Source organism: Yersinia frederiksenii ATCC 33641, assembly GCF_000754805.1.
GTDB classification, from domain to species: Bacteria; Pseudomonadota; Gammaproteobacteria; order Enterobacterales; family Enterobacteriaceae; genus Yersinia; species Yersinia frederiksenii.
This window is the reverse complement of the sequence record NZ_KN150731.1, coordinates 726,285-751,997: the sequence shown is the minus strand read 5'-3', so window position 1 is coordinate 751,997 and position 25,713 is coordinate 726,285. Positions and strand designations below refer to the sequence as shown.

Sequence of the window (25,713 nt, the reverse complement as noted above, 5' to 3'; positions counted from 1 at the left end):
TCGTGGCAATCTGTCAGTTTTAGCGCTTCTTATTTTCGGTATATTAGGCAGTCCCTCCGCTTCAGTCGCCTTTACCCCCGAGGTTATTGGGGAAGAAGTGACAGGGGAAACGTTGGAGGCCCTCGAGACTCAAAACATAGGGGAAGGGGGGATTGCCAACGATACTACCATTAGTGGTACCGCGTCTAATACTGGCCGTGGGCAGCAAAATGTTAACAGTGGCGGAACCGCCAATAATACTACTATTAATCTCAATGGGCAGCAGCATGTTAACAATGGGGGAACAACTAACGATACCACCATTAATGGCAGTGGATGGCAGGAGGTTAACAATGGCGGCATAGCCAACGGTACCACTGTTAATACTTATGGAGTTCAGCATGTTTATAGTGGCGGCGTAGCCAACAATACCACCCTTAATGATAGCGGGGGACAGCAGGTTGTTTACGATGGGGCGATAGCCAACAACACCACGGTATATGGTAATGGGCAGCAGTTTGTTAGAGATGGTGGGACAGCCAACAATGCCATCATTAATCGCAATGGACGGCAGAATGTTTCCGGTGGTGGAACCGCCAACAATACCACCCTTAATAATGGGCTGCAGACTGTTTACAGTGGTGCCATAGCCAACACCACCACCGTTAATGGTGGGAATCAGACTCTTATCAGTGGTATAGCCAACGATACCATCATTAATAGTGGGGAGCAGTCTGTTTACTATGACGGCATAGCCAATGATACCACCATTAATGGTGGGAATCAGACTGTCCACAGTGGCATCGCCAACAATACCACAATATACAACAATGGCAATTTAGGCATGTACGCAGAAGGACGACTGACGGGCCAGACCATCGTCAACGACCGGGGAACCATTGTTGGTAATGATGGCCTTGTGCACAATGAGGGCGAGGTGATTTTCCAGCGTAGCGACGATTACACCCTGAATTTCGACCTCACCGGCACCGGCGGTCTGACACAAAATGGCCCGCACACCCTGACCCTTTCCACCGCCAGCTCCTATTCCGGTGCCACCACGGTCAATGGCGGTACACTCAAAGCCGGAGCAGACAATGTGTTCAGCGCCAGCTCTGATTATATCACCCAGGCCGGCGGCACGCTGGATTTGGACGGCTATCACCAGACACTTCAGTCCCTCAATAATGGCGGGGCTGTGAACTTTGGCGGGATGGGGGGCAATACCCTGACCATTACCGGCGATTATACCGGCAACAATGGCCTGCTCAATATGAATTCGGTGCTGGAAGATGACAATTCCGTTACCGATAAACTGATTATCGCCGGTAATACCGCTGGTAACACCTATGTGCAGGTCAATAATCTGGGCGGCAGTGGCGCACAGACTCTGAACGGCATTGAGCTGATCACGGTGGGCGGCGTGTCTGAGGGTGAGTTTACTCAGCAGGGACGTATCGCTGCCGGGGCCTATGACTACTATTTACAGCGCGGGGCGGGCAGCAATGCCGCCAACTGGTATCTGAGCAACGCGATCCCGACAGAGACCCCGGAAGTTCCGGGCGAGCCATCTCCCCCACTGGTTGAGCGGCCTGAAGCCAGCGGTTACAGCGCCAACCTCGCCGCGGCCAACAATCTGTTTGTCACCCGCCTGCATGACCGTCTGGGTGAAACTCACTATATTGATGCGCTGACCGGCGAGCAGAAAGTCACCAGTTTGTGGCTGCGTAATGAAGGTGGTCATAACCGTTCACGCGATTCTCAAGACCAGTTGCGCACGCAAAGTAACCGCTATGTGATGCAACTGGGTGGCGATATTGCCCAGTGGAGCCACACGGGTGCAGACCGCTTCCATCTGGGGCTGATGGCGGGCTATGGCAATAGCAAAAGCACCAGCGAATCACGTTTATCCGGTTACAGCGCCCGCGCCTCGGTAGATGGCTACAGCTCCGGCGTCTATGGCACCTGGTATGCCAATAGCGCCGATAAAACCGGCCTGTATGTGGACAGCTGGGCGCAATACAGTTGGTTCGATAACACCGTTAATGGTCAGGGTTTGGCGGCTGAAGAGTACAAGTCCAAGGGTGTAACGGCTTCTGTTGAAAGTGGCTATACCTTTAAAGTGGGTGAAAACACCGCGAAAAACGCCACGTATTTTATCCAGCCGAAAGCCCAGGTCACCTGGATGGGTGTCAAAGCTGATGAGCATAAAGAAGCTAATGGCACAAATATCTCCGGTGAAGGCAACGGCAATATCCAGACCCGCCTGGGGGTAAAAGCCTTTATGAACGGCTATGCCGAACAGGATAAAGGCAAAGACCTGGTATTCCAGCCGTTTGTCGAAGCCAACTGGATCCACAACACCAAAGACTTTGGTACTACCATGGATGGCATGACGGTAAAACAAGCCGGTGCGGCGAATATTGCTGAACTGAAACTGGGTGTGGAAGGCCAGCTAAGCAAGAAAGTCAATCTGTGGGGTAATGTCGGCCAGCAGGTGGGTAATAAAGGCTACAGTGATACGGCAGTCATGTTAGGGGTTAAATATAACTTTTAATACTGACTAACAAATTATTAATAAACAGGCCGGGCAATTACGCCCGGTTTTGTCTTTTATGCTTCAAAAAAACAGACTTTGGTGAGATTGACCTAGAACTTATTGAGCCATTGGATGCTCTGTTTCATCATAACCCCCGTTGATATAAACAAATGACCGCATTAACCGATATAGTAAGTCATGTCACCAATTTTCACGCCATCACCCAACAAAGCGAAAGTGGTTACTGCCACTGCGGTAAAAGCAACAACGGTAGCTAAGACTAAAATTGCAGGAATCACATACTCTTTCATCTCTCTTCCTTGAACTATCTATAGGCAACTGAGTGTATTTTCTGCCATTGAACTGTCATTTTCTTTATACATCATAGAACGAATAGTTTGTAGCATAAATACTGGGAATATATCAGGTGGGTATGACCGGTAGGTTACTCGATTAAAATGAGTCGATATAAGCAAATTATCGCGCTAGATACTCCAAAGCTACCAGCCATGAAATGGCTACTTCATCTTTATATCCCTTGCGATATAAATCGAACCAAATGCCGGAAAAAAATAACAAAATCATATAAGAAAAACAGAGTTTAATCGAACGGTGTATTCATCTATTGTTTTTTGCGTTCTTGGTCAGCGGCTTAAAATTGAGACCAATCATCTGTATTGACTCATACTTAATCAGATACATTTGCTATTCTGAGCGTAATAAGAGCTGACCTTCGGCTCAGTACCAGAAACTGAGGTAATTAACATCATAGAATGTTAATTGGTGATCCGCAGTTTACTCCCCAATAGAGCGATATCTGCAGCAATTCTTAGTGTTATGGTTATTCATTTTCAACTCGCGTTATATGTATTTCTACTGAGCCTGGTTGCTGTAACGACTCCAGTCCTTCTTCAATTCGCCCAAGTCTGACCAACCCCGGAGAATAGCGAAAATCCTGACGAAATATCGCTAAATTTCCCCAGGGAATATAGTATGCAATATCACCAGCAACAGGTGTTATTGCCGCCATCGTATTAGTCTTATTGAGTTTACTTGGTAGCAATGCGATTTTCTCGACTGAACCATAGTCTTCCAGCTTAACCGTGAGAGGAAGCATGGCCAGAAACTCTTGGGATGCCGGGTTATTCTCAAGAGAACCAATCACTGTCTTGTTATTGTAATTAAATTGAATTTTCACCGTTTTCTCCCCAGCGTTTACCCTCCCCATGAAAATAATCAGGAGGAGTGAAATGATACGGATAGTCGTAGTCATTGGTTCTCCTTTAAATAACAGATTTTTTAACCTTCTTTTGATAAGCGAGCACGCAGTACTTCACCCACAACTGGCACTGCAGAAAAAGCATTCGGCCAGCCCGCATAGAAGGCAGCCTGAGTCACAATTTCACCCGCCTCTGCGGAGGTCAGTCCATTATCCATCGCGCGATTAAGATGGTAACTAATCTGTGCACTTTGCCCCGATGCGATTAATGCGCTGACTGTCACTAGGCTCCTGTCACGGGGCTTGAGCGCGGGTCTCTGCCACAGATCAAGAAAGAGAGGGTCGGCGGTGAATTTGACCAGTCCGGGAGAGATGGGGCCGACATTCTTTTCCACCGTTTCTGCACGCTGCTTTTCAGCTTCCTGGTTGAGCGGTAAAAGCGTAGGCAAGGCTTCAGGTAGCTGCTCAGCGCTAACCCCACGCTGCTGAAAAATATCTTTTGTTACTGCTATAGCCGACATAGCATTTGGCCAGCCGGAATAAAACGCAAGATGCGTAATAATTTCCGAAACCTCGGCGGGTGTGACGCCGCTATCGAGAGCAACCTCGATGAAATGCTTTAACTCAGTGGGCTGGTTTCTGGCAATTAGAATGGCTACGGTGACGATGCTGCGGTCACGTTGAGAAAGCTCATCTCGTTTCCACAGGTCATCCGTAATGACTTCGTGACTAAAGCGAGCCAACGCTGGAGAAACGAATTGAATATCGGCAACTGAAAGGTTTGATGGATTATTTTTCAACATATTTTTACCTCTTTTTTCTTCTGCATCCGCGAAATGGGTAAGGACAAGCGACAGCAGTAATCACTATTTTGATCACGAACCCCATTCATCCTCTAATGGACTGATGCTCAGGCGCTAAGCATTAAACCGCATGGCGCCTTTGTTTCGGAGAAAAACGGGTACGACAGGAATAGATTCTTTACTGACTGTCATGTCTGCCGTTTGTTCTATATATTCCCGGAAGTGCGGAGTCTGCCGGTGCCGTTGATAATCAGCCTCGCTGGCGTAAACCTCATAGAAATACCAGCGATTTTCATTTTTCGCATCGGTGGCGGCATACATCGCCAGCACGCCATCCTCAAGCTTCAGGGACTCGGCCATTTCAGGCAGGACGATATTTTTGAACGCCGTCTGAAATTCGGGTTTTACATCGACAACAACCAAATTATTTATGGTGTTCTCGTTTTGGACGATTCGCTTATCGCCCAGAAATTGCGGTACGACATCCGTTTTGCGTTTCTGACCTATAATTTCAGGAGCCCGAGCAATAAATGCCTTGTACTGCTCCGAATTTAAATGCTGATTGTATGCCTCCTTGTCTGCATAGATTTCAATCATGTATGCCTGATTTAAATCGTCCTTGCGTTTGAGTGAGTACATTGCCAGCGTGCCACTTTCATTTTCAACAGAAGAAGAAATATTGCTTCTGGCTACTTCATCATATTGCTGATCTTTCCCCGCTTTGATACCCAGCTCAAAAATGTTCATAACGGTTTTATCCAGTGAGGTTGAGCTGGTTGCAAATGCGGGACTTCCCATCAGCAGGCAGAGTGTCATGGTGATAATATTTTTCACAAGATGCCTTTATTTATCTGTTGGTTATAGAGTGAATCGCGATTAATTACATTTTCAGACGTTCAATAAACTGGCGCTGATATTGTGGCAATTGGCTGCTGCTAGCGCTTTGGAATACAAGCGGAGGCAGGTAAGTCATACCGGCATGCAGGGCGCTGGCTTTCATAGGCAAAAAGACATCAGCAAGTGTAACGCCAATTCTGCCCTGATCTCCGTAAGTCGATGCTCCTCCTGCCGCCGTGCTGACAACTAACATCTCTTTCCCTTGCCATAACCCCGGCCCGACGCTGCCCCAAGTATCATTTAGCCACGCTTTCATCATGGGTGTAATATTGAACCAGTGAGTTGGGAACAGAAACACGATACGTGAGTGTTCGCGCATCAATCGGCGCTCTTCATCACCATTAATTTTGCTGGTGTCAAAACCATATATCGATTCAAGATTGCGAACCGTCACACCTTCAACGCTTTCTGCCGCCTCCTGCAATCCTTTAGTCAAAACAGACCTCTCCGGATACGGATGGGAGACGATAACGAGAGTTTTAATATCAGTCTTATCGTTACTGATAGCTTCGCTGACTGGCATCAGAAACATAAAAATCAAGGTAATAAATTTTGTAGTCTTGCGTAAGTTAATCCACTTCATTCACTTCTCCCTTCTTTATTTAATACATCAACTCACTGACTTTTATGATTTTTGAAACTGATGTAAGTTTTCCGCAATCATTTTGGGGATAAACTCACTTATCTCATAAGTGGCCAGATTGGGGTAATAAGAGTCCTCGCTAAGAATAGTCATCAGTTCATCGCGATTCTCTATATTGGCAATAATGATCCCAGATCGCTCCCGATCAGAATAAGGCCCGATAACGACAAATTTTCCTGTAGAAAAATGGTGTTTAAACCATTGCGCATGACGAATAAAAAGGGACTCATGCTGCTCAGGTGAAATAGTATCTTTTACCGTAATATTGATAATGAACAATTAGCACCTCTCTTTTACACCGCCAGTTTCAATTCTGCGGATAAGGATTTCAAAAGCGCGATCAGTCGTGAGGCATGCTCTTTAGCCATGTTTTTCTGTTGCGCTATTTTATTTTCATCTCTGTCGGCATAACTGATGCCACAGGTATACACAGGTTTTTGCAAATCCAGATTGCAGAGTCGGGCAGTGGTTTCAAAATGGGTCAAATAATCTTCAACGTTATGGCCAAAAAATCCCTCCGATGAATAGAGCGCCTGCGGTGCACCGGTGGTAAATGAAAGAACCAGTTTTTTACCGCCAAGTTTTGCCGTTGAGCCATGTGCGAACCCGTGAACAAAAACCTCATCTAGCCATAATTTCATAATTCCTGGCAGTGAATACCAAGAGAATGGAAATTGCCAGACGATGACGTCAGCTTTCAACAAGCTTTCCTGCTCTGCTTTAACATTGATTTTATGGTCCGGATAAAGCGCGTCTAGACGGCGAATTTCAGCCTCTGGCAGTGCCAGGGCTACTTCATTCAGGATAGTCACGTTGCCGATTGACTCGTTCAGATTCGGATGACCGGAAATAATCAGGATATTTTTCATTTTCAATGGATTAAACGTTAATTGTTTGACAGACCTCTAGTATAGGTCGGCTGTACTTTGTTTTTTAGGGTGTTAATAGTTCAATCACTCTTAGCCAAAAGCTAATAATCAAGTTTGATGGAGGTCGAGCGTACGCAAAGCCGCCACATAAGCGGGGTTATCTGGCGGCAATCTTGACCTCAGTTTATTAGGCCATGGGCTTCTCCCATGATCCTCGTGTATCTACTCCGGTTGCTTTAGCAAGACGCTCGAGAGTGACCATTTCGTCAGCGCTAAGCTGAATTTCCGCTGCGCCTACAGCATCCAGAACATGATGAACTTTGGTGGCACCTACGATTGGAAGGGTGCCTTTTGCAATTGCCCAAGCGATGGCAACTTGTGCAACACTGGCGTTTCTTTCATCTCCTATCGCTTTCATCGCCGCCGTTAATTTTTCTAGTTGCGGTAAAACGGGGTTATAGGTTTCACCACGGCCACTTCCCGCAGGCATAGGATTTTGCGAGTGGTAACGGCCACTTAGCGCCCCTTGTTCCAACACCATATAGGCAAAGAAGGTGATGTTGTTTTGATGGCAATAGTCCAGGATCCCTGCATCTTCCGATGAACAGTAGAGCAGGCTGTAGTGATTCTGAACGGCACTCACTGAATAACCTGCCGGTTTAAGGAGCTCATTTGCCCGCTTTATTTGTTCTAGGTTGTGATTGGAGACACCAACCCGTTTTATCTTGCCGCTCTGTAACAGAGGGATCAGGCCCGGTGTCCATTTGTCTACGTCGGATGGATTATGAATCCAGTAGATATCAATATCTTCTACCCCCAGACGGTCGAGACTCTCCTTAAGCATGGCGCTCACGGGCTGTGCTGACTCCTTGTTGGCAATTTGCGGCGTGAATTTGGTGGATAGAATTATTTCTTCACGTGGGTATTGGCGGACTAGCTTACCCAACGCGGTTTCAGAACTCCCCATCCCGTAGACGGCAGCGGTGTCCCAAAGATTAAGTCCTTTATCCATGGCGTTGCTGAATACTTCTTCCACCTGACGGTCGGAAAGGTGGTTTCCGAATACGGTATCCCCACCGGCAAATCCTTCTCCCCAGGACCAGGTTCCTAACGCTATTTTTGGTAATTTTTTCATAAAATCCTCCTGAAGAATGGTCGAAGAAATGACTTACAGTCCGGCTCAAAAACCATAGCAACATTTGTCGAATGGAACGACGATCGCGATGAGCGCTTATTCTGACCGGCGAACCGACAATAAGTATAGGATCGCGATCTTGATAAGATTAGGTCATCCTTGACTAAAGGATACTTAGCCTGTAGTTAATAATAAGCAGGTTATTGCTTAAGGATGATGTGTGAATAACGCGATTTACAACCAAATACGGATCTTTCAGAGTATTGCTCGTGAAGGGAGTATCTCTGCTGCGGCCCGAAAGCTTGAAATTACCCCTCCCTCCGTCAGCAAGTCACTTAAGCTGCTTGAGCAACATATCGGTCACCCGCTTTTTGCGCGTACAACACGGCGTATTGAACTGACCGATGCCGGGCAACAGTTGCTGGAGCAGACTGAAGCGGCAGTGGATACGCTTGAAAAATCACTGGAAAACATCCGTGACCAGAACCAGGAACCCTCAGGCTTGGTCAGGATTACGCTCTCTCGCTTCGCTTACCTGCTTATACTCAAACCGGTTATGGCGGCCTTTTGCCAGAAATATCCTGGCATTCAACTTGAAATTTCGGTTTACGACGGCACCGTTAATATTATTGAAGGCCGCTTTGATCTGGGGATCCGTTTTGGCGATATTCTTGAAGGCGGCGTAGTGGCACGCCAGTTAATGAAACCGTTTCGGGAAGGGCTGTATGCGTCATCGGCCTATCTTGCGCAGTTCGGTACCCCTACGACGCCCTCCGATCTCTATCAGCACAAACTTATCGGTTACCGCTTCATTACCAATAACCGTATTCTTCCATTGATGCTGGATGACCAAGGGGAGCAGTTGACCGTCGAAATGCCGGGGCAGTTAATCAGTAATGATATTGACGTTATGGCTGATGGAATACGTAGCGGACTCGGCATCGGAAGATTGTTTGAACCCATCCACAGGTTACAGCCAGATAAAGAGGAATTTCTTCCTGTGATGGAGAGTTACTGGAAAACATATCCACCTGTTTATCTCTATTACCCTAAAAATGCAGGGAAGACTAAAAGAGTGAAAACATTAATTGATTTTTTAATTGAAAAAAACAGCCAGCTAAGATGACTGTCGCTCAGATAGGCCTCATACATGAGCGACACTTTTTGTGCTTTAGCTTTTATCAAACTGACTGTTTGTAAAGGGATCGGCTCTATACCCGTCATAAGCTCTGCTTCGAAAAACTCTCAACGGTTCAAGATACGCTTGTTTACCTCAATAGCCGCTTCGCTAAAGCTGTTATGGCGTGCAATAGCAAAAAAATAGATCAGGTCAGCCATATTGACACGGTTCAAATTCATATAGCTTCAAAGCCCAGCGAGAGATTACATAACATCCTTTGATGAATATTACATTTTTTAGAATTCATTATTTTATTAGGATTTTTCCTACAAATTAAAGGCGATATCTTATATTAAACCCAGAATAATTAGATTATTTTCAATTATCAAAAAAATATATTCAGCAGCTTTTTATACAATAACAAAAATATAACTATATTTAGACAATAAAAATGTAATTGGTTAATTTTAAGTTGGCTATTTATTAAAAATAATAGCTCGGATGCTTCATGTAAATTAATTTAATTGCAATAATTTAACAAATTAAAAGCAATTTATATCATTTTATTTCACTTCACCAGCTGAGTTTCATTAAGAAATTCGATTATAGGCTTTACATATATGAATAAAAAAACCATTAATCGCCCTGCGACAATTATCTGCAGTGCGGAATCAAGAGATCAACCGCTCCGGGCAAAACTATCAATTTTAGCCATTCTTATTTGTGGTGTATTAGGCAGTTCCTCGGTAATGGCATTTACCCCAGATATTATCGAACAAGAAATCTCTGGTGAAACTCTTGATGTTAAAGAGATTCAAAATATCGGGATGAACGGTATTGCCAACGACACTACCGTTAATATGCAGGGAGTTCAGAATGTTAACGAAGGTGGTACAACTAACGATACCCTCATTTACTACGGAAAGCAGAATGTTAATAATGGCGGTATAGCCAACGACACCATCCTTAACCATGGGTCTATGTCTATTAATAATGGTGGCATCGCTAACGGCGGTACTATTCTTGAGGGATATCAGGGTGTCCTAGAGGGCGGTAAAGTTAACGGTGTCACCATTAACGGTATCAATGCGGGCCAGGTTGTTAACAAAGGTGGTATAGATACAAACGCCATCATTATTGCTGGACATCAGTATCTCTACAAAGGTGGTACCGCTATAGGCGCCACCGTTAGTGGTGGAACTCAGTCTGTCGATGGGGGAGCCTTCGCCTACAACACTACGATTAATAGTGGATATCAGAGTATCAGCCCTGAGGGTAAAAGCTACAATTCCACCGTTAACGGCGGGTATCAATCTGTTTTCGGTATAGCCGATGGTACCACCATTACGGGGGGGTATCAGCGTGTTGATGGCCCAGGCATCGCTTACAACACCACGATTGCCGGTGGGGATCAGTTTCTTTATGGTGGCACAGCCAACATCACCACCATTATCGATGGCAGACAGGAGGTTAAAGGTACCGCCAACAGCACAACCCTTAACGGTGGCAGTCAAATTATCCATGGAGTGGTGGGAGTCGCTAACGACACCATTGTTAACAAGGGGAGCCAGCATGTCACTGGTATCGCCAACAACACCATTTTTAATAACAATGGGGATCAGATCCTCTACGGAGGTGGCACCACCAACAACACCACCTTCAATGGCAGTAGCCGCTTAACGGGCTCGGGCGGAACACTGGTTGGTCAGACAATCGTTAATGACCTGGCAACCATTGTCTCTCCTATTCAAGACTTGAAAAATGAAGGCGAGTTAATTTTCCAGCGTAGTGCTGATGGTAGTCTGAACTTCAATCTCGTCGGTACGGGTAGCCTGATACAAAATGGCCCCTATGCCCTGACGTTGTCTGTGGCCAGCAGTTACACTGGCGCGACTCAAGTCAATCAAGGTACCCTTAAAGCCGGTGCGAATAATGTATTCAGCGCCAGCTCTGATTATGTCACCCAGACTGCAGGCTCGCTGGATTTGAATGGCTACAATCAGACGCTTCACTCGTTAGATAATAGCGGTACCGTGAATTTTGGCGGACTTGGCGGCAACACCTTAACCATTACGGGTGATTATAGTGGTAATGATGGCCTGCTGAATATGAATTCAGTTCTGGAGGATGATAACTCCATTACCGATAAACTGATTATCGGGGGGAATACCTCCGGTAGCACTTTTGTGCAGGTGAATAATCTCGGCGGCAGTGGCGCACAAACCCTAAATGGCATTGAGCTGATTTCAGTGGCTGGCGCGTCTAATGGTCAGTTTACTCAAAACGGGCGTATTGTCGCCGGGGCTTATGACTACTATTTAGAGCGCGGTATTGGTATCAATAGTGCTAACTGGTATTTGAACAGCGCAATCCCGACGAGTGTACCCGGCCCTAGTGTTCCGGAAACGCTACCACCGGCAACCGAGCTCCCGGAAACACAGCCACCGGCAGTTGAACTCCCAGGGACACTACCACCGGCAGTCGAACTTCCAGGGACATTGCCACCGGTAGTCCAATCGCCACAAACACCGCCACCGATGGTTGAACGACCGGAAGCTAGCGGATACAGCGCCAACCTGGCAGCAGCTAACAATATGTTCGTCACTCGTCTGCATGACCGTCTGGGTGAAACCCAGTATATCGATGCGCTGACTGGCGAGCAGAAAGTCACCAGCTTGTGGTTGCGTAACGAAGGTGGGCATAACCGTTCGCGCGATTCTCAGGACCAACTGCGCACCCAAAGTAACCGCTATGTGATGCAACTAGGCGGCGATATTGCCCAGTGGAGCCACAATGACGCAGACCGTTTCCATCTGGGCCTGATGGCCGGTTACGGTAACAGCAAAAGCACCACGGAGTCGCGGCTGTCGGGCTACAGCGCCCGGGCCTCGGTAGACGGTTACAGCACTGGTGTCTATGGCACCTGGTATGCCAACAGTGTGGATAAAACCGGCCTGTATGTGGACAGCTGGGCGCAATACAGCTGGTTCAATAACACCGTTAATGGTCAGGGCTTAGCGGTTGAAGAATACAAATCCAAAGGGGTTACCGCCTCGGTGGAAAGCGGCTATACCTTTAAAGTGGGTGAAAATGCCGCGAAAAATGCCAGCTACTTTATCCAGCCGAAAGCCCAGGTCACCTGGATGGGGGTCAAAGCTGATGACCATAAAGAAGCCAATGGCACAAATGTCTCTGGCGAAGGCAATGGCAATATCCAGACCCGCCTGGGGGTAAAAGCTTTTATGAACGGTTATGCGGAGCAGGATAAAGGTAAAGATCGCGAGTTCCAGCCGTTTGTGGAAGCTAACTGGATCCACAACACCAAAGACTTTGGTACCACCATGGATGGCATGACGGTAAAACAAACCGGTGCGGCGAATATTGCTGAACTGAAACTGGGTGTGGAAGGCCAGCTAAGCAAGAAGGTGAATCTCTGGGGTAATATTGGCCAGCAGGTCGGCAATAAAGGTTATAGCGATACCGCAGTGATGCTGGGTGTGAAATATAACTTCTAATACTGACTAACAAATTATCAATAAACAGACCGGGCCATTAAGCCCGGTTTTATTTTTACACAGCCATACCCTCTAATCTTAATGGTGACTACTGGACAGGTTTGCTTTCAGGGATATTTTCTTTTAACTCTGCTGTAGTCTTTGGTATGTGACGAATATTAAAACCCGTTACACCCAACACCAAAGTTATCAGGGGGGCGGCGATATTAAACACGGCGAATGGCATGTAGGCCATAGTTGATACCCCCAGAACGGCGGCCATATAAGCTCCGCAGGAATTCCATGGAATGAGCGGGGAGGTGACAATACCGGCGTCAGAGACAGCCCGTGAAAGATTTTCTGGTGCCAGCCCACGTTTGGCAAATTCAGCACGGTATAACCGAGTTGGTAACAGCAGCGCTATATATTGATCGCCTGCGGCAATATTCAACCCAATGGCGGTAGCAACGACCGACGCAATTAAGCGCCCCACGGTTCTGGCCCGTAACAGCAATGGTGTCACCAGTTTATTAAGCAGACCAAAGTCATCCACCATGATCCCGAAAGTGACTGCACCAATAATTAACCAGATGGTCAGTAACATACTGTCCATACCGCCACGAGAAAGGAGAGCATCGATCTGCTCAATCCCTGAATTCTCCTGAAAGCCTGTAGCCATCGCGACCCAAATAGCTTTAATGGCAAGCAGTGGTGTGGCAACATCCGGTTCAGCGATGAAACGCATGATAACCTGTGGCTGCATAAAAGAAGTCATGATACCGGCCAGTAAAGCAGAGCACATAATGGCGAGTGAGGCGGGCACCTTTAATATTGATAATGTCAGTAAAAAGAACAGTGGCAACAGATTCCATGGCGTAATATGGAAAAGTTCATTAAAGCGGGTCATTTCATTATTGGTGATTGTGATATCAAAAGCGCTTTGCTGATTCATACCCAGCACGATAAATGCAATCAGAGCAATAAACGCCGCGGGGACAGTCGTCCAAAGTTGTGTACGAATATGCTTATACAGTTCTACGCCATTTAATTGTGCAGCTAATACTGTACTTTCTGATAGAGGCGAAACTTTATCGCCGACGTACGCGCCAGATATTACTGCGCCAGCGGTTATTTCGGGTGATAAGCCGAGCATATTGGCCAAGCCGACTAATCCAACTCCCAGAGTACCCGCCGTTGTCCAGGAACTGCCAATACTCAGTGATACCCCGATGCATACCAGAAAAGCAATGGGGTAAAACCAATTAGGAGTGATCATGACGATCCCGTAATACACCATGGTCGGGATGGTTCCAGACATATTCCAAGTGCCAATTAATGCGCCAACGGAAAAAAGGATAAAGATTGCGCCGGAGACAGTAGCAATACCTTTACGTCCTGACTCAGAAATAGCCTCCCAGCTATGACCATTTTTCAATATGATTATAGATGTGATCATTGTACTAATGATAATAGCGACTTGCAGCGGGCCATTGACTGCATTAAGACCAAATAAAGCGACGGATGACCCTACCAGCACGATTAATGAGACGACGGGAATAAGTGCATCCAAGTAGCTAGGAGCCTTTATCGCACGAGGAGATTTGGGTTCAATGTCCATGTATGCTCCATATACTATTCAGACGAAAGGGTGGTGTTAAAACTTAAAATCAGCGTATTGAATGAACGATTCTTGATTTAAGCATAGCGGGTTTTGACTGCGGTATAGGAAGAATATCTTAAGCTAATTATTTTTATAGTGACGCAAATAGAAGCGGCTCAATCAGGGGGTGGTGACGGGTTTCGCCGATATAGTAAGAACGAGTAAATAGCGCATATTTAGCACGATTTGTGTTGGAGAGTTGCCACAAGACATCGTTATACTTTCAATAATCATGAAGATTACAGGGAACTGAGGTATGTCTGATGCAATATCACATTTGACGCTTGAAATGTTAGCGCTGAAAAAAATAGTCTCAGCGTTATATAGTACATTGAGCCCTGCAGACAAAGAAAAACTCGACGTCATGCTGATGGATAATAACTTCCCCTCAGAGGAAAGTTGTAAATCACCGTCACTACAGCGAGAGATCCAAGAGAGAATGCATAAAATTCTGTCTTAGATTACGTCACCCTTCGATAAATTATGCTAAAGGCATAAAATAATTGTTCTTCTGATAGGAGGTTTCACTGCATGCTGAAAAAAATGCTGAACAGTAAGATCTTGGGTTATATCGTGGGAGTATTGATTGCGATTGGCTTGGGTGAAAGCTTTATCACTACCGACGAAGAAGCTGATAAGTTTGCTAAATAATTTAGTCACCAAATCTAGGTGCCCTAGTGGTGCCCTAGTGGTGGCCTTTATACAGCTCAGTGCTAGCAGTAATTATCTTCAAACCCTCTTTGTGGCAACGGCTTAAATCGAAAGATAAAATGCGGCACTGTGCAACTGTGCAACTGTGCCTGGCAGGCAAATGGCTTATTCTACAGTGAGTATCAGAAATGATATTTAACTCATGTATTTTTCTGCTGCATCCAAATAGTGTACGAACGACAACAAAGAAACCCGACCAAAGCAGTAAGGTTTCTTTGTTTTTAAAGGGAATCGCTCTGTTCGGGTTTTGTATAAGAACGATTAACGGACGACAAGCACTGAGCATTTTGCGTGGCGGACTACCGCTGCAGCATTTGAACCCAATAGATACGTCAATATGCCGGGCCGATGTGAGGCAATGATAATTAAGTCGGCCTTGATTGAATCAGCAACTCTCAGTATCTCATCTTTGGGAGAACCCGAGACTACGTGTTTTTTGATCCTATCGGCGGGAATATCAAATTGGTCAATAAGCTCAGAAAGCTTTGATAATGCTTCGTTTTTTATCTGCTCTTGATTTGGGGCTTCCCCCGAATGGGCGAGCCCTAGAGAGGCATAATAAGGAAACGTCGGAATGACCGTCAGGAAATGAACGTGAGCGACATCAGTAATATTTGCCTGTGCTTCAACATGTGCAATGACTTGTTGGGTAAAGTCAGGATCTGAAATGTCCACAGGCACCAAAATAGAGTGATACATACATCCTCCTATTTGCGTTATGACCTAACGTAATTATAGCGGCTTATTTTAAATCAACTGTGGCACAGATCATTGTTATTTCAATTAGAACATCGAGAGTAACAAGGCAACCGGCAAGCTCAGGGGCCAGGTTATACCGATAAGAAATGACGATATCCATCTTACGACCAAGCTCTGGTCCCGAGTGAGAGGGAAGATGACACCCGTTGCGACAACAATGCCAATCCCATAAATGTAAAACAGGATAGATCCGGTACTCATGGGGCAATGTTCCTTTTGTCCATGCTATTTAATCATTTTCATTATAAGAGCCTGTATTATTGCAAGATAATTCAAATTATGGCGTTGTGCAATTCTTTGGATTCATTATCTTACAAACGTAGATGCAGAGGATTTAATGAGTTCTTCGCTTACTCGATTGGACGGGAAACTGGGTAGAGAGTTATTGACAGCATATTAACGCTATTAATTTGGTCGGTTTTGGTTTTGCGAATCACGAGGCACTTGATGTATTGTTGAAATATCCCTCGGCAATAAATGACTATATTACACATTACGCCATGACTTATTAGTGGGCGTGGCATCTATGGGGCTCTGGTAAGGTGAAAATAATAACAGAGAACAACAGCTTCATGGTTCAAGTGATATCCGCGTCGGCATATTATCAGCCTGAGATGGGTGGGGCATAGATACATATACGAGGGTAGTGCACGGAATGCACCATAAAATAGGATGAGATTCAAGCATTAGCATTTAGGTGTTGTTCCTGGTGCTGGCAGATATCTGAGTGGATCAAGGGCGGTTGCCCGGTAACGAATTTGAAAATGCAGCATGAGAGTGTCGCTTCCCGAGCTTCCCAATGTGGCTATTTTTTGCCCCGCTTTGACATCCTGTGCATTCTTCACCAGCATCGTGTCGTTATGGGCATAAGCCGTAATGAAGTCATTACCGTGCTTAATCATGATCAGGTTGCCATAACCTCGTAGTTGATTCCCGACATACACGACGCGCCCTTTAGCGGATGCATATACCGGCTGCCCACGTTTGCCTGCAATATCAATACCTTTATTACCGCCATCGGCAGTAGAGTATTTCGATATCACCTGACCACTGGTAGGCCAACGCCAGCAACCCCCAGCCCCGGGTGGCGGCGTTGATTTAGTGATGGAGGAGCTTGAGGATTTGCGTTTATTAGACGCCAAACTGCCGCTAGAGGTAGAGCTATTAAGTTGCAGTTTTTGCCCGACTTCTAACCGATAGGGCGGGCTGAGTTTATTGATCCGGGCAAGGTCATTGACTTCGCTGTCACTGATCCAAGCGATAAAATAGAGAGTGTCGCCCCGTTTAACGGTATAGGACTGACTGTTGTAACTGCCTTTCGGTAACGTAGAATAGTCGCGTTTTGATTTGTTTGAGCACCCAGCCAATAGCAAAATAGTCATTGCATATAATGCCAACCGTGGCCACAACCGTATTCTGCTTTTCGTGTTCAAAACGTTTCCTTTGTTATCAAAATATCAAGCACCCTCAGCCACCTATATTAACATTTGAACGGTAAGCGTCAAAAGCTAGCGCAAGATTATTGTCAATCATTGCGAGAATGAAAGAAACGAAAGAATCTCAACACTTTTTGCCGGATATGACCTCGTCATTCGGGGGCAGCATCGTGGATTCATTATTGGCATCGCTGATGAACTGTTGCATTTTCGGTGAAGAGCAAAAATTGCCGAGCTGCTTGATAGGCCGGATAAATATGACCACCCGGCCTGATAGTGGAAGGGAAATTATTGGGTGCTAGCCACAGGTATTGCTTCGATGACCAGTGTTTCCAGTGGTTTCAAGGTGATAATCACCGGTTTGCTGTAATCTTTTGCCAAGCTTGGGTTGGTGCCGTATACCGTTTTGAGGGTAAAGCTGGTGGCTTGACCACTCGGGATTTCGAAGTCTTTGGTCAGGTCTAAATAATAACTTTGTTCTTTATCGGATGGGTTACGCAGGCCAAAGATAGCTTTATCTTTGCTCCAGGATGCCCAGCCATAAATATCCAGTGCAGTAGGATCACCCCCAATCCAATGGGTATCAACCAACACATCACTATTTTCCCGTGACCATTTAGCGGCGTTTGCCAGCGTGTCCCACTTGTTGCTGTTTAACATTGAAGGGGTGATATAGAGTTCTTGTAGCTGAGTCCCGGTGGCAAAGTAGCTCCACACCTGATCAGCAAAATCAGGATCGGTTTGTACTTTTTCCAGCCCAAAATAGGCATTTTCAGCGCTAACAATACCGTGGTACATCAGCGAGTTTAGCGGGAATAGCGGACCTTTGCGCACAATAGAACGATAGGTTTCGGCATCACGGTAGGTCATCCATTGTTGAGCTGGCGAGCCTTTACCAAAGACGTTGATATCATCGCCCTGACGCCAGATAGAGTCGGCGTAGAACAACCAGGAAGGGCTGGCATTAGTGCCGGTTGTTAGGTTGATAAACAGATCTTTATTAGCCTCACGCATGTTTTTAATCAGCTCGATGGAGGCGTCAAAATCGGAGGCGAACTGGCTACCTTTAATATGTGAGTTGGCATTGCCCATGCCGTCCAGTTTAAAGGAGGTGATATGCTCGTTTTTAATGAGTTTAATAATCTGCTCATTAAAATTACGGAAATAATTAGGGCCGGAGAGGGCGAATTTTCCATCCACGGTTTCGAAACCGTTCTCTTTGGCGTGGGAAACACGGATATCGCGTGGCTTGTTATACCCACCCCACGGCGATAACCACAAACCGACCGAGGTATTCAGGCTGTCGGCTTTTTCTTTCACAACACTAAATCCCTTACTGAATGCCGGGCCGAAAAGCCATTTTCCGGTGCGGTCATCCCAGCCATCATCCAGCAGAAAACCGTCCAGTTGTACGCCACGTTTTTTCATCAGCTCATCGGCGTAAGTGTCCATTCGGTCGAGCACTTCTTGTTCGGTATACGTGGTGAAGAAGCCGATATCCATCCAACTGTTGTAGTGAAGATACTGCTGATAAGGGCGAGGGCGCATCGCATTGATAAATTGGTTAAAGCTGCGGCGCAACTGGTTATTTTCTTCAAATGTGCCGAAATAGGTGGTGAAAGTAACGGGCGCATCGGTTTCAATCGGCGTTTTTAACTCTACATTCAGATTGGTTGTAGTTTCATAGGCATAGGTATTGACGATAGGTTTTTCCGGCAAGATAAAGAAGCTGTCGGCGATAATCGGCGAGCTATTAATCGCGCCATCCACGTAAGGTGCCTGTGACTGCCCTTTGGTTGGGAAGAAGGTGATTTTGGCCACGTCACGCGCTTTGCCTTTTGCCTTAATCGTATAGTCGATACTGGCATATTTCCCTTTTAATACATTGAGTACCACGGTGACGTCGAAGTCTTTATGCTCATAATCGATGTGAATAGCATCATCTTTTTGAGTGACGTTTTTAATGTTGAAATCGGCGGCGTGGATAACATCTTCATTGGGCAGAGTGAGGAAAAATAGCTCCACTGGAGCAAGTTTGTGGTCGGAAAGTTTATCTTTCACCACGACAGCTGAATTTTTATCATCAAATGAGAGGGATAGTTTATCGTTATTCAGTAGATATTCGGCAGCAAAAGCGCCATGACTCATCAGTAATAATAAGAGCGAACTCGGTATGATTTTCTGCATGTGGATGTCCTTGTTATTTGAGGTCCAGAAAAGATGTTTGTTATTCTTCAGATGGCGCGTTAAAGCGGATAGGGCATTAAATTAAAACGTATTTTTAATCAAACAAGTGTTGGACACATAGTGTTACCCGGCAGTCACCGGGCAACATGCTAAGTGCACCTATTTATAGCGAGGCTTCAGTTTCAGGAATTAATTTGTTAGCAGACCCACAGACGGTCACTTTACTGCGCACCACTTCTTTCATGGCGTCCATGCCGACACGCATGTAATAACGTGGGTCATTGCCTTCTGGATTGTCGGCAAACCATTTTTTCACCGCCGCCGCAAAGGCGATTTTTAGCTCGGTTGCCACGTTGACTTTGCAAACCCCCAACCCGATAGCACGTCTAACATATTCATCAGGTACATCACTTGCGCCATGCAATACCAGAGGAATATCAACCGTTTCGCGGATTTCTGCCAGACGCTTAAAATCAATTTTGGGGCGCTTAGTGTACAAGCCATGGGCGGTACCAATGGCAACCGCCAGGCTATCAACCCCAGTGAGTTCGACAAAGCGACGTGCTTGTTGTGGGTCAGTCAGAAAGGCGCTCTCTTCATCAACATCCATATCATCTTCTACGCCACCCAGACGGCCTAACTCAGCTTCGACGCTGCAATCGTTGCGATGACAGAAATCAACCACCGTCCGCACCAACTGCACATTTTCGGCAAACGGGAAGTGGCTGCCGTCAATCATGGCACTTCGTACCCCGGCGTTAACCTTACGACTGATATCTTCCAGTGATTCATGATGATCAAGATGTAACGCCAGCGGCATGTCATAGCTTTCCGAATAGGCTTTGCACAATGCATAGATCTCTTCAAAAGCGATGTGCTTAAACGTGCCCGGAGTACCGGCAAGGATCACCGGCGACTGCATCTCTTTGCAAACCTCGAGGATTGCCTGAATAGTTTCCGCGTTATGGATATTAAACGCCGGTACCGCGTAGCCTCTTGCTTGTGCATCCTGAAGCAGATATTTGGTAGAAATAATACTCATATAATGATCCTCTCAGCCTTTCCAGGGGTGAATAACCACGCCTTTCACTACACGGTTTACTGTCCCGCTGGCGGAAGGGGTATCCGGAGTAATCCCTGCTTTGATGGATTCGGTCAGGGCAAAAATTTGCGCGTACATCAAGAAGCAGAAGGCCTGTTCGATATCAATAAAGTCGCGGGAAGCCGGTAGCTGAATATAGGGGCCAGCTTCGATCTCTGGACTGGTGGTGGCAGAGACCGCCACGACACGCATGGCTTGTTGGTCGCGGTGCAACTCAGCCAGCAAATCGAGATCGTATTGGCGGGTGTAAGGGTGGCTGGAAACAAAAACTACCACCAGTGTTTCGCCATTGACCAGTGATTTTGGCCCGTGGCGAAAGCCTGTCGGGGAGTCATAAAATGCGACCAATTTACCCGCAGTGAGCTCTAATACTTTCAGTGCCGATTCCCGCGCCACACCTTGCAATCCACCGCTACCGAGGTAAACAATTCGTTTGAAAGGCAGGTCGCCAAACACGGCTTCGCTCAAGTTACCTTGCGCGGTAATAATCTGCTGACAGCGAGTTGCGACGTCTTGGAAGCGAGTGCTGTTGATAACCTCAGGGGCGAAAACTGCCAGACAGCTTGCCATCATGGTGGTGATACTGCTGGTCATGGCGAAACCACGGTCATGGGTTTCTGGTGGCATCAGCAGCGCCAGTGCATTGTCGCTTTTCGCTGCATTTTGATACAGGCTGCCAGCTTCATTGCAGGTGATGACCAGATGGTGACACTGTTTGACTAATTGGTTGGCTAAATCGACGGCTGCCACACTTTCAGGGCTGTTACCTGAGCGCCCAAAGGAGATAAGCAGTGTGGGTTGCTCGGTAGACAGATAGTCAACAGGGTTGGTGACGAGGTCGGTTGTCGGCACGGCAACAAAATTTTTCCCACTATGGCGTGATAACCATGGCGCAATAATATCACCGATAAATGCTGAGGTTCCCGCACCGGTTAGGACAATCTGCAAATCAGATTTTTGCAATAGTGGCGCAAGGAAGGCGTCGATATCATGGCGTAGGCTTTCTATATTTTTTAAGGAGCGGATCCAGCATTCAGGTTGCTGACGGATCTCTTTTTCGGTCCAGGTAGACGTGCCGGAAATACGGGCAGAATGGCTTTCGTTCATAACTCAGTCCTTAGCAGTGCATATTCAAAGGGTCAGCACAAAGCAGCAGAAGGCAATCTTTCGTTTTGTTTCATTTAACCCGCTATGTGTTTAAATGAAAATCTATAGAAAAGAAAACGAAAGGTCAACATAAGAAAAGAAATAAAACGAAAAACGTGATCTGAAAAACAATGAATTGTTTTAATGCTATTGATCTATCTATAAATATTATTTTTTTATAGTAAATTGGTTCGGAAAATACGAAAGGAAAAGAAAGGTCTGTGATCGTCTAGACCACAAACCAATATGATACGTAATGAAAGGGCTATAGGAGAACAGGCAAGCCATCAACCCAAATAGTTTGCAGTTTGAGTTGGGAATCAAGCGCAATGATATTGGCGCGTTTATTCACTGACAGTGAGCCATAGGTTTTCTCAAGCCCCAGCATTTGCGCAGGATGCAGTGAAGCCATATGGACTGCATCCGCCGCCGGTATGCCCACGTCATTGACCAGATTTCGTACTGCGGCATCCAGCGAAAGCGTACTGCCGGCCAAACCTCCGCTAGCTGTGCGAACAACACCCTGCTGCATTGTCACCGGGTGACCACAAATCGAATAGTCACCATCTGGCATCCCTGCCGCACTCATCGCATCAGTTATCAATAATATTCGCGTTTTGGCACAACCACAGCAAAGAGTCATTACGGCAGGATGCACATGGTGGCCATCGGCAATCAACTCAAGCCAGGCGCGCTGGTCAGTTAACCCCGCGCCAACCATGCCGGGGTTACGATGATGCAGGCCAGTCATGCCATTAAAACAGTGAACTAGCCCATCAGCCCCAGCATCAAAAGCACGGAGTGATTCTTCATAACTCGCCGCGCTGTGGCCGAGCATGACCTTGATCCCGCGGCTTTTCAGATGCTTAATTGCCTGTAGCGCACCAGGTTTTTCAGGTGCCAGCGCCACTACACGCAATGTATTCCGTGAGACCTCAATCAATCTATCGAGCTCAGTAATATCGAGTTCGCGGAACAGCTCTGCTGGGTGTGCGCCTTTATTGTGTGGCGTGAAATAGGGGCCTTCTAGGTAGCTTCCCAGCACAGTGGCCCCTTTCCCTCCTTGATGGTAGTGCTGGGCGATACGTTGCAATGCGCTCACTATTTCGTCCAGTGGGGCAGTTACCGTTGTCGGCAACCATCCGCCCACCCCCTCACGTGCTTTATGTAATGCCAACCGGCTCAGAGCATGGGGATCATCATCCATCACATCAACCCCCTCGCCACCGTGGACATGAATATCAATGTAGGCAGGGCACAACAGTTCAGCATCGCGCCAAGTCACGCCAGTGGGGATTGGCTCAATGGCGACGATGGTGTCGCCATCGATATGTAACTGGTGTTCATCGAGCCAGCCTTGCTCGGTAAGAACACGTCTGGCGCGTAGCAATACCGTCATATACCTTCCTCAACCGGTGCGGTTTCGCGATAGCGTCCCATTTCGTCCACCAAGCTGGTCAATCCACGGTGACCGCATTCGAGCGCCATTCGACGGAACTCTTGGCTACTGAGGCCTTCACGCTCCAGTACCATTTCCAGCAAGAGCTGCAAATTTACACCGGTGATAACTTCACGGTCTGCTTTCTGCATGGCCAGAGTTGAGGCCACGCGGAAGGGGGTGCCGCCGAGTAAATCAGTCAAAAAAACCAGCCCTTCGCGCTCATCCAGACTGGCTAGCGCCTCTTCAAACTGAGCCGTCAGCAGAGCAGTGGAGGAACTTTCAGGAAAATCGATGGCTATAACTTGCGGCTGTTCGCCCAGTATTTGCTTCATCGCCTTTTCCAGTCCGGTGGCAAACCCACCGTGGCCGCTGAGAATAATGCTTATCATCTTGTTTTATCTCGCTTATTATTTTTCTCGCAATCATAGGAAGTGGCAGAACTTTCCAACAATCCCTAACACTACGGTAAGTCCAATGAGTCGCAGAGGGCTCCAGCCACGGCGTACCAGCCAATACATGGTCAGGGTGTATAGCAGTGGAAGAAAAGCCGGCATCAGTTTATCGATAACGTCGGTTTGTAACTTAACGACGGCATCCCCGGCAGTGATTTCAAGTGTGGTGGACAAACGAACATAAGTGGCCACCAGGGCACCAATCACGGTCATCCCAACAATAGAAGCCGCATGACCTACTTTACGCGTATTGGCTTTAATGAGTGGGATGGCCGCCACACCCATGCGATAGGCATAGTGGGCAAGGCCGAAACGCAGCCCAAGATGAACGACGTTAAACAGCACCAGAAACACCACCGCACCGAGAATCGATCCTTGCAGGGCCAGACTGGCCCCAATGCCACCACAAATAGGCAGCAAGGTCAGCCAGAACATGGCATCGCCAATTCCGCCAAGTGGTGCGCCAACAGCGATTTTGGTGCTTTGGATGCTGTTGACATCCTGCTTTGAACGCTCCATCGCCAGAATGATGCCGATAACGAAAGTCACGAGGAAAGGATGGGTATTGAAGAATCCCATATGGCCTTTCATCGCCCGTGCTAAGTCATTCTTATTGGTATGAATCTTTTTCAGCGCAGGTAACAGACCGTAAAGCCAACCAGAAGCTTGCATACGCTCATAGTTAAAAGAGGCTTGCAGCAGCATGGAGCGCCAGGCTACACGGTTGATATCCTGCTTCGTCAGCTCTGCACCGATAGTTTGATCTTCATAGATATTGTCGTTGCCATCAGCCACCGGCTGTTCCGTTACGCTGACGTCTGGCAAAACTTGAGTATTAGATACCATCTTCGAATTCCTCTTGCTCAGTACGGGAAGGCTGCTGCGCCGGTGGGTCTTTACGCATAAAATCAATGATGGCCATAGCCAATGCTGCGGCAGCAATGGCCAGCACCGGCAGTTTTAGCCAGGCGGCAGCGACAAAACCAAGAATAAAGTAGGGGATATAAATATTTTTCATCATGATTTTCAGCAATACGGCAAAACCGATCGCTGGCATGATGCCCCCGGCCACACCAAGGCCATCGATCAGCCGGGCTGGCAGGACATCGATCACTGTTTTTGCATGCTCCGCGCCAAAATAGATGGGCAAGAATGCGCACAGAAAATAGAACGTCCCGAGCGCCAGTAAGGCCAGATAGTTAACGCGCTCAATGCCAGCGGTATCAGCATTTGCCGCCATTTTGTCGCAGCGCGCCATCACACCAGACATAATGGAGAACAAGAAGGTAATCCCCATTTGCACCGCCACGGCGAAGGGCACTGCCACTCCAACGGCGACCTCGGGTTTTACGCCAGCAGTAATAGCAAAGGCGGTTCCGACAATAGTGCCGATAATCACATTAGGGGGTTGAGCGCCCGCCAGAGGAGCAAGCCCCATCCATACCAGTTCCAATGTACCGCCGGTTAGAATACCGGTGTGAAGATCACCCAGTATCAGGCCAACCAGTGGGCCGAGGACCACCGGACGGTGCATATGTGTCAGGCCGTTGAACATATCCAGACCCGCAATAAAGGCCAGAATCCCCAACGCTAATGCCTGTAATAAGCTAATTTCCATAGAAAATACCTCAGAGGAGTTTGTAGAGATCCTGAGCGGGCTCGGTTGGCACGCCCTGAATAAAACATTCCACCCCTGCTTTTTTCAGGCCATTAAAGGCGGCAATATCCTGATCGTCAACAGAGACAGTTTTTGCTATTTGTTGTTTACCTTCGGCGTAATGCATATTGCCGACATTGATACGAGTCACCGGCACATCACCGTTAACCAATGTCAGAAAATCTTCAGGGTTCTTGCAAACCAGTAGAATTTTCTGGCGATCAGCGGCGCGATGAATATTGTCGATAACTTTTTGCAGTGGCCAAAAACGGACAGAAATTCCTTCCGCTAGCACCATTTCCATCAGGTTTTGTTGAACCTGATCTTCGGCGACTTCATCATTGGCAACTAACACCAGATTCGCTCCGGCAAATCCTACCCACTGGACGCCAACCTGGCCGTGAATTAGGCGCTCATCAATACGACTTAATACAATGTTTGGCATATTTTCTTCCTTATTATCA

The 25,713-nt window shown here is 47.0% G+C and carries 23 protein-coding genes; 3 read left to right on the top strand and 20 right to left on the bottom strand.

Annotated features, from left to right (window positions below; translation table 11 throughout):
• The coding region (locus DJ58_RS18125) for an autotransporter outer membrane beta-barrel domain-containing protein (protein WP_080725781.1) at positions 1 to 2,536 on the top strand (2,536 nt) is incomplete at its 5' end.
• 161 nt (positions 2,537 to 2,697) lie between these two features.
• On the opposite strand, the gene DJ58_RS23995 is transcribed toward DJ58_RS18125, so the two are convergent.
• From DJ58_RS23995 to DJ58_RS18160, 8 genes are all read right to left on the bottom strand, one after another.
• The gene (locus DJ58_RS23995; protein WP_004712714.1) at positions 2,698 to 2,829 is read right to left on the bottom strand and encodes a hypothetical protein; all 132 of its coding nucleotides are present in this window, start codon (positions 2,827 to 2,829) and stop codon (positions 2,698 to 2,700) included.
• 530 nt (positions 2,830 to 3,359) lie between these two features.
• On the bottom strand, positions 3,360 to 3,791 hold the full coding sequence (locus tag DJ58_RS18130; protein ID WP_032912263.1) for a cyclophilin-like fold protein: 432 nt from the start codon (positions 3,789 to 3,791) through the stop codon (positions 3,360 to 3,362).
• A 26-nt stretch (positions 3,792 to 3,817) separates the two neighbouring features.
• On the bottom strand, positions 3,818 to 4,597 hold the full coding sequence (locus DJ58_RS18135) for a carboxymuconolactone decarboxylase family protein (RefSeq protein WP_032912262.1): 780 nt from the start codon (positions 4,595 to 4,597) through the stop codon (positions 3,818 to 3,820).
• A gap of 57 nt (positions 4,598 to 4,654) precedes the next feature.
• On the bottom strand, positions 4,655 to 5,374 hold the full coding sequence (locus DJ58_RS18140; protein WP_004712711.1) for an antibiotic biosynthesis monooxygenase: 720 nt from the start codon (positions 5,372 to 5,374) through the stop codon (positions 4,655 to 4,657).
• 46 nt (positions 5,375 to 5,420) lie between these two features.
• The gene (locus tag DJ58_RS18145; protein ID WP_050132469.1) at positions 5,421 to 5,969 is read right to left on the bottom strand and encodes an NAD(P)H-dependent oxidoreductase; all 549 of its coding nucleotides are present in this window, start codon (positions 5,967 to 5,969) and stop codon (positions 5,421 to 5,423) included.
• Positions 5,970 to 6,062: 93 nt separating this feature from the next.
• Positions 6,063 to 6,359 (bottom strand): YciI family protein, encoded by a 297-nt coding sequence (locus tag DJ58_RS18150; protein ID WP_004712709.1) that lies wholly within the window; start codon positions 6,357 to 6,359, stop codon positions 6,063 to 6,065.
• Between the two features lie 14 nt (positions 6,360 to 6,373).
• Positions 6,374 to 6,949 carry an NAD(P)H-dependent oxidoreductase gene (locus DJ58_RS18155; protein WP_004712708.1) on the bottom strand — a complete coding sequence of 192 codons (576 nt, stop codon included), beginning with the start codon at positions 6,947 to 6,949 and terminating at the stop codon, positions 6,374 to 6,376.
• A gap of 187 nt (positions 6,950 to 7,136) precedes the next feature.
• Positions 7,137 to 8,084 (bottom strand): aldo/keto reductase, encoded by a 948-nt coding sequence (locus DJ58_RS18160; protein WP_004712707.1) that lies wholly within the window; start codon positions 8,082 to 8,084, stop codon positions 7,137 to 7,139.
• A gap of 220 nt (positions 8,085 to 8,304) precedes the next feature.
• Between DJ58_RS18160 and DJ58_RS18165 the strand changes: the two genes are divergently transcribed.
• A complete protein-coding gene (locus DJ58_RS18165; RefSeq protein WP_004712706.1) occupies positions 8,305 to 9,210 on the top strand; it encodes a LysR family transcriptional regulator in 906 nt (301 codons plus the stop codon).
• A gap of 614 nt (positions 9,211 to 9,824) precedes the next feature.
• Positions 9,825 to 12,719 (top strand): autotransporter outer membrane beta-barrel domain-containing protein, encoded by a 2,895-nt coding sequence (locus DJ58_RS23080; RefSeq protein ID WP_050504528.1) that lies wholly within the window; start codon positions 9,825 to 9,827, stop codon positions 12,717 to 12,719.
• Between the two features lie 88 nt (positions 12,720 to 12,807).
• Here the strand turns inward: DJ58_RS23080 and DJ58_RS18170 are convergent, their stop codons facing one another.
• From DJ58_RS18170 to agaV, 12 genes are all read right to left on the bottom strand, one after another.
• A complete protein-coding gene (locus DJ58_RS18170) occupies positions 12,808 to 14,316 on the bottom strand; it encodes a Na+/H+ antiporter NhaC family protein (RefSeq protein ID WP_032911965.1) in 1,509 nt (502 codons plus the stop codon).
• A gap of 1,014 nt (positions 14,317 to 15,330) precedes the next feature.
• A complete protein-coding gene (gene uspF / locus DJ58_RS18180; protein ID WP_004712326.1) occupies positions 15,331 to 15,768 on the bottom strand; it encodes a universal stress protein UspF in 438 nt (145 codons plus the stop codon).
• Positions 15,769 to 15,852: 84 nt separating this feature from the next.
• A complete protein-coding gene (locus tag DJ58_RS0121515; RefSeq protein ID WP_032911964.1) occupies positions 15,853 to 16,029 on the bottom strand; it encodes a GhoT/OrtT family toxin in 177 nt (58 codons plus the stop codon).
• Positions 16,030 to 16,514: 485 nt separating this feature from the next.
• The gene (gene actS / locus DJ58_RS18185; RefSeq protein ID WP_032911970.1) at positions 16,515 to 17,243 is read right to left on the bottom strand and encodes an amidase activator ActS; all 729 of its coding nucleotides are present in this window, start codon (positions 17,241 to 17,243) and stop codon (positions 16,515 to 16,517) included.
• A gap of 309 nt (positions 17,244 to 17,552) precedes the next feature.
• A complete protein-coding gene (gene yacT / locus DJ58_RS18190) occupies positions 17,553 to 19,451 on the bottom strand; it encodes an enterotoxin YacT (protein WP_004712324.1) in 1,899 nt (632 codons plus the stop codon).
• Positions 19,452 to 19,614: 163 nt separating this feature from the next.
• A complete protein-coding gene (gene kbaY, locus DJ58_RS18195) occupies positions 19,615 to 20,493 on the bottom strand; it encodes a tagatose-bisphosphate aldolase subunit KbaY (RefSeq protein ID WP_004712323.1) in 879 nt (292 codons plus the stop codon).
• A gap of 12 nt (positions 20,494 to 20,505) precedes the next feature.
• The gene (locus DJ58_RS18200; RefSeq protein ID WP_004712322.1) at positions 20,506 to 21,660 is read right to left on the bottom strand and encodes an SIS domain-containing protein; all 1,155 of its coding nucleotides are present in this window, start codon (positions 21,658 to 21,660) and stop codon (positions 20,506 to 20,508) included.
• Positions 21,661 to 21,964: 304 nt separating this feature from the next.
• On the bottom strand, positions 21,965 to 23,098 hold the full coding sequence (gene nagA / locus DJ58_RS18205) for an N-acetylglucosamine-6-phosphate deacetylase (protein WP_032911962.1): 1,134 nt from the start codon (positions 23,096 to 23,098) through the stop codon (positions 21,965 to 21,967).
• Complete coding sequence (gene agaF / locus DJ58_RS18210; protein WP_004712320.1) at positions 23,095 to 23,529, bottom strand: PTS galactosamine/N-acetylgalactosamine transporter subunit IIA; 435 nt, start codon at positions 23,527 to 23,529, stop codon at positions 23,095 to 23,097. Before agaF ends, nagA begins: the two co-directional genes overlap by 4 nt.
• Before the next feature lie 33 nt (positions 23,530 to 23,562).
• The gene (gene agaE / locus DJ58_RS18215; protein ID WP_032911960.1) at positions 23,563 to 24,438 is read right to left on the bottom strand and encodes a PTS N-acetylgalactosamine transporter subunit IID; all 876 of its coding nucleotides are present in this window, start codon (positions 24,436 to 24,438) and stop codon (positions 23,563 to 23,565) included.
• Positions 24,428 to 25,210: a PTS N-acetylgalactosamine transporter subunit IIC gene (agaW, locus tag DJ58_RS18220; RefSeq protein WP_004712318.1), complete on the bottom strand. Its 783-nt coding sequence runs from the start codon at positions 25,208 to 25,210 to the stop codon at positions 24,428 to 24,430. Before agaW ends, agaE begins: the two co-directional genes overlap by 11 nt.
• Before the next feature lie 10 nt (positions 25,211 to 25,220).
• Entirely contained in the window at positions 25,221 to 25,694 is a 474-nt protein-coding gene (agaV, locus tag DJ58_RS18225; protein ID WP_004712317.1) for a PTS N-acetylgalactosamine transporter subunit IIB, read from the bottom strand.
• Positions 25,695 to 25,713: the final 19 nt, after the last annotated feature.

Coding starts and splice junctions, on each gene's coding strand:
- DJ58_RS23995 (WP_004712714.1), bottom strand. CDS start 2,829: ATGAAAGAGTATGTGATTCCTGCAATTTTAGTCTTAGCTACCGTTGTT.
- DJ58_RS18155 (WP_004712708.1), bottom strand. CDS start 6,949: ATGAAAAATATCCTGATTATTTCCGGTCATCCGAATCTGAACGAGTCA.
- yacT (WP_004712324.1), bottom strand. CDS start 19,451: ATGCAGAAAATCATACCGAGTTCGCTCTTATTATTACTGATGAGTCAT.
- nagA (WP_032911962.1), bottom strand. CDS start 23,098: ATGACGGTATTGCTACGCGCCAGACGTGTTCTTACCGAGCAAGGCTGG.
- uspF (WP_004712326.1), bottom strand. CDS start 15,768: ATGTATCACTCTATTTTGGTGCCTGTGGACATTTCAGATCCTGACTTT.
- DJ58_RS18130 (WP_032912263.1), bottom strand. CDS start 3,791: ATGACTACGACTATCCGTATCATTTCACTCCTCCTGATTATTTTCATG.
- agaW (WP_004712318.1), bottom strand. CDS start 25,210: ATGGAAATTAGCTTATTACAGGCATTAGCGTTGGGGATTCTGGCCTTT.
- DJ58_RS18160 (WP_004712707.1), bottom strand. CDS start 8,084: ATGAAAAAATTACCAAAAATAGCGTTAGGAACCTGGTCCTGGGGAGAA.
- kbaY (WP_004712323.1), bottom strand. CDS start 20,493: ATGAGTATTATTTCTACCAAATATCTGCTTCAGGATGCACAAGCAAGA.
- agaE (WP_032911960.1), bottom strand. CDS start 24,438: ATGGTATCTAATACTCAAGTTTTGCCAGACGTCAGCGTAACGGAACAG.
- DJ58_RS18200 (WP_004712322.1), bottom strand. CDS start 21,660: ATGAACGAAAGCCATTCTGCCCGTATTTCCGGCACGTCTACCTGGACC.
- DJ58_RS18145 (WP_050132469.1), bottom strand. CDS start 5,969: ATGTTTCTGATGCCAGTCAGCGAAGCTATCAGTAACGATAAGACTGAT.
- agaV (WP_004712317.1), bottom strand. CDS start 25,694: ATGCCAAACATTGTATTAAGTCGTATTGATGAGCGCCTAATTCACGGC.
- DJ58_RS0121515 (WP_032911964.1), bottom strand. CDS start 16,029: ATGAGTACCGGATCTATCCTGTTTTACATTTATGGGATTGGCATTGTT.
- DJ58_RS23080 (WP_050504528.1), top strand. CDS start 9,825: ATGAATAAAAAAACCATTAATCGCCCTGCGACAATTATCTGCAGTGCG.
- agaF (WP_004712320.1), bottom strand. CDS start 23,529: ATGATAAGCATTATTCTCAGCGGCCACGGTGGGTTTGCCACCGGACTG.
- DJ58_RS18170 (WP_032911965.1), bottom strand. CDS start 14,316: ATGGACATTGAACCCAAATCTCCTCGTGCGATAAAGGCTCCTAGCTAC.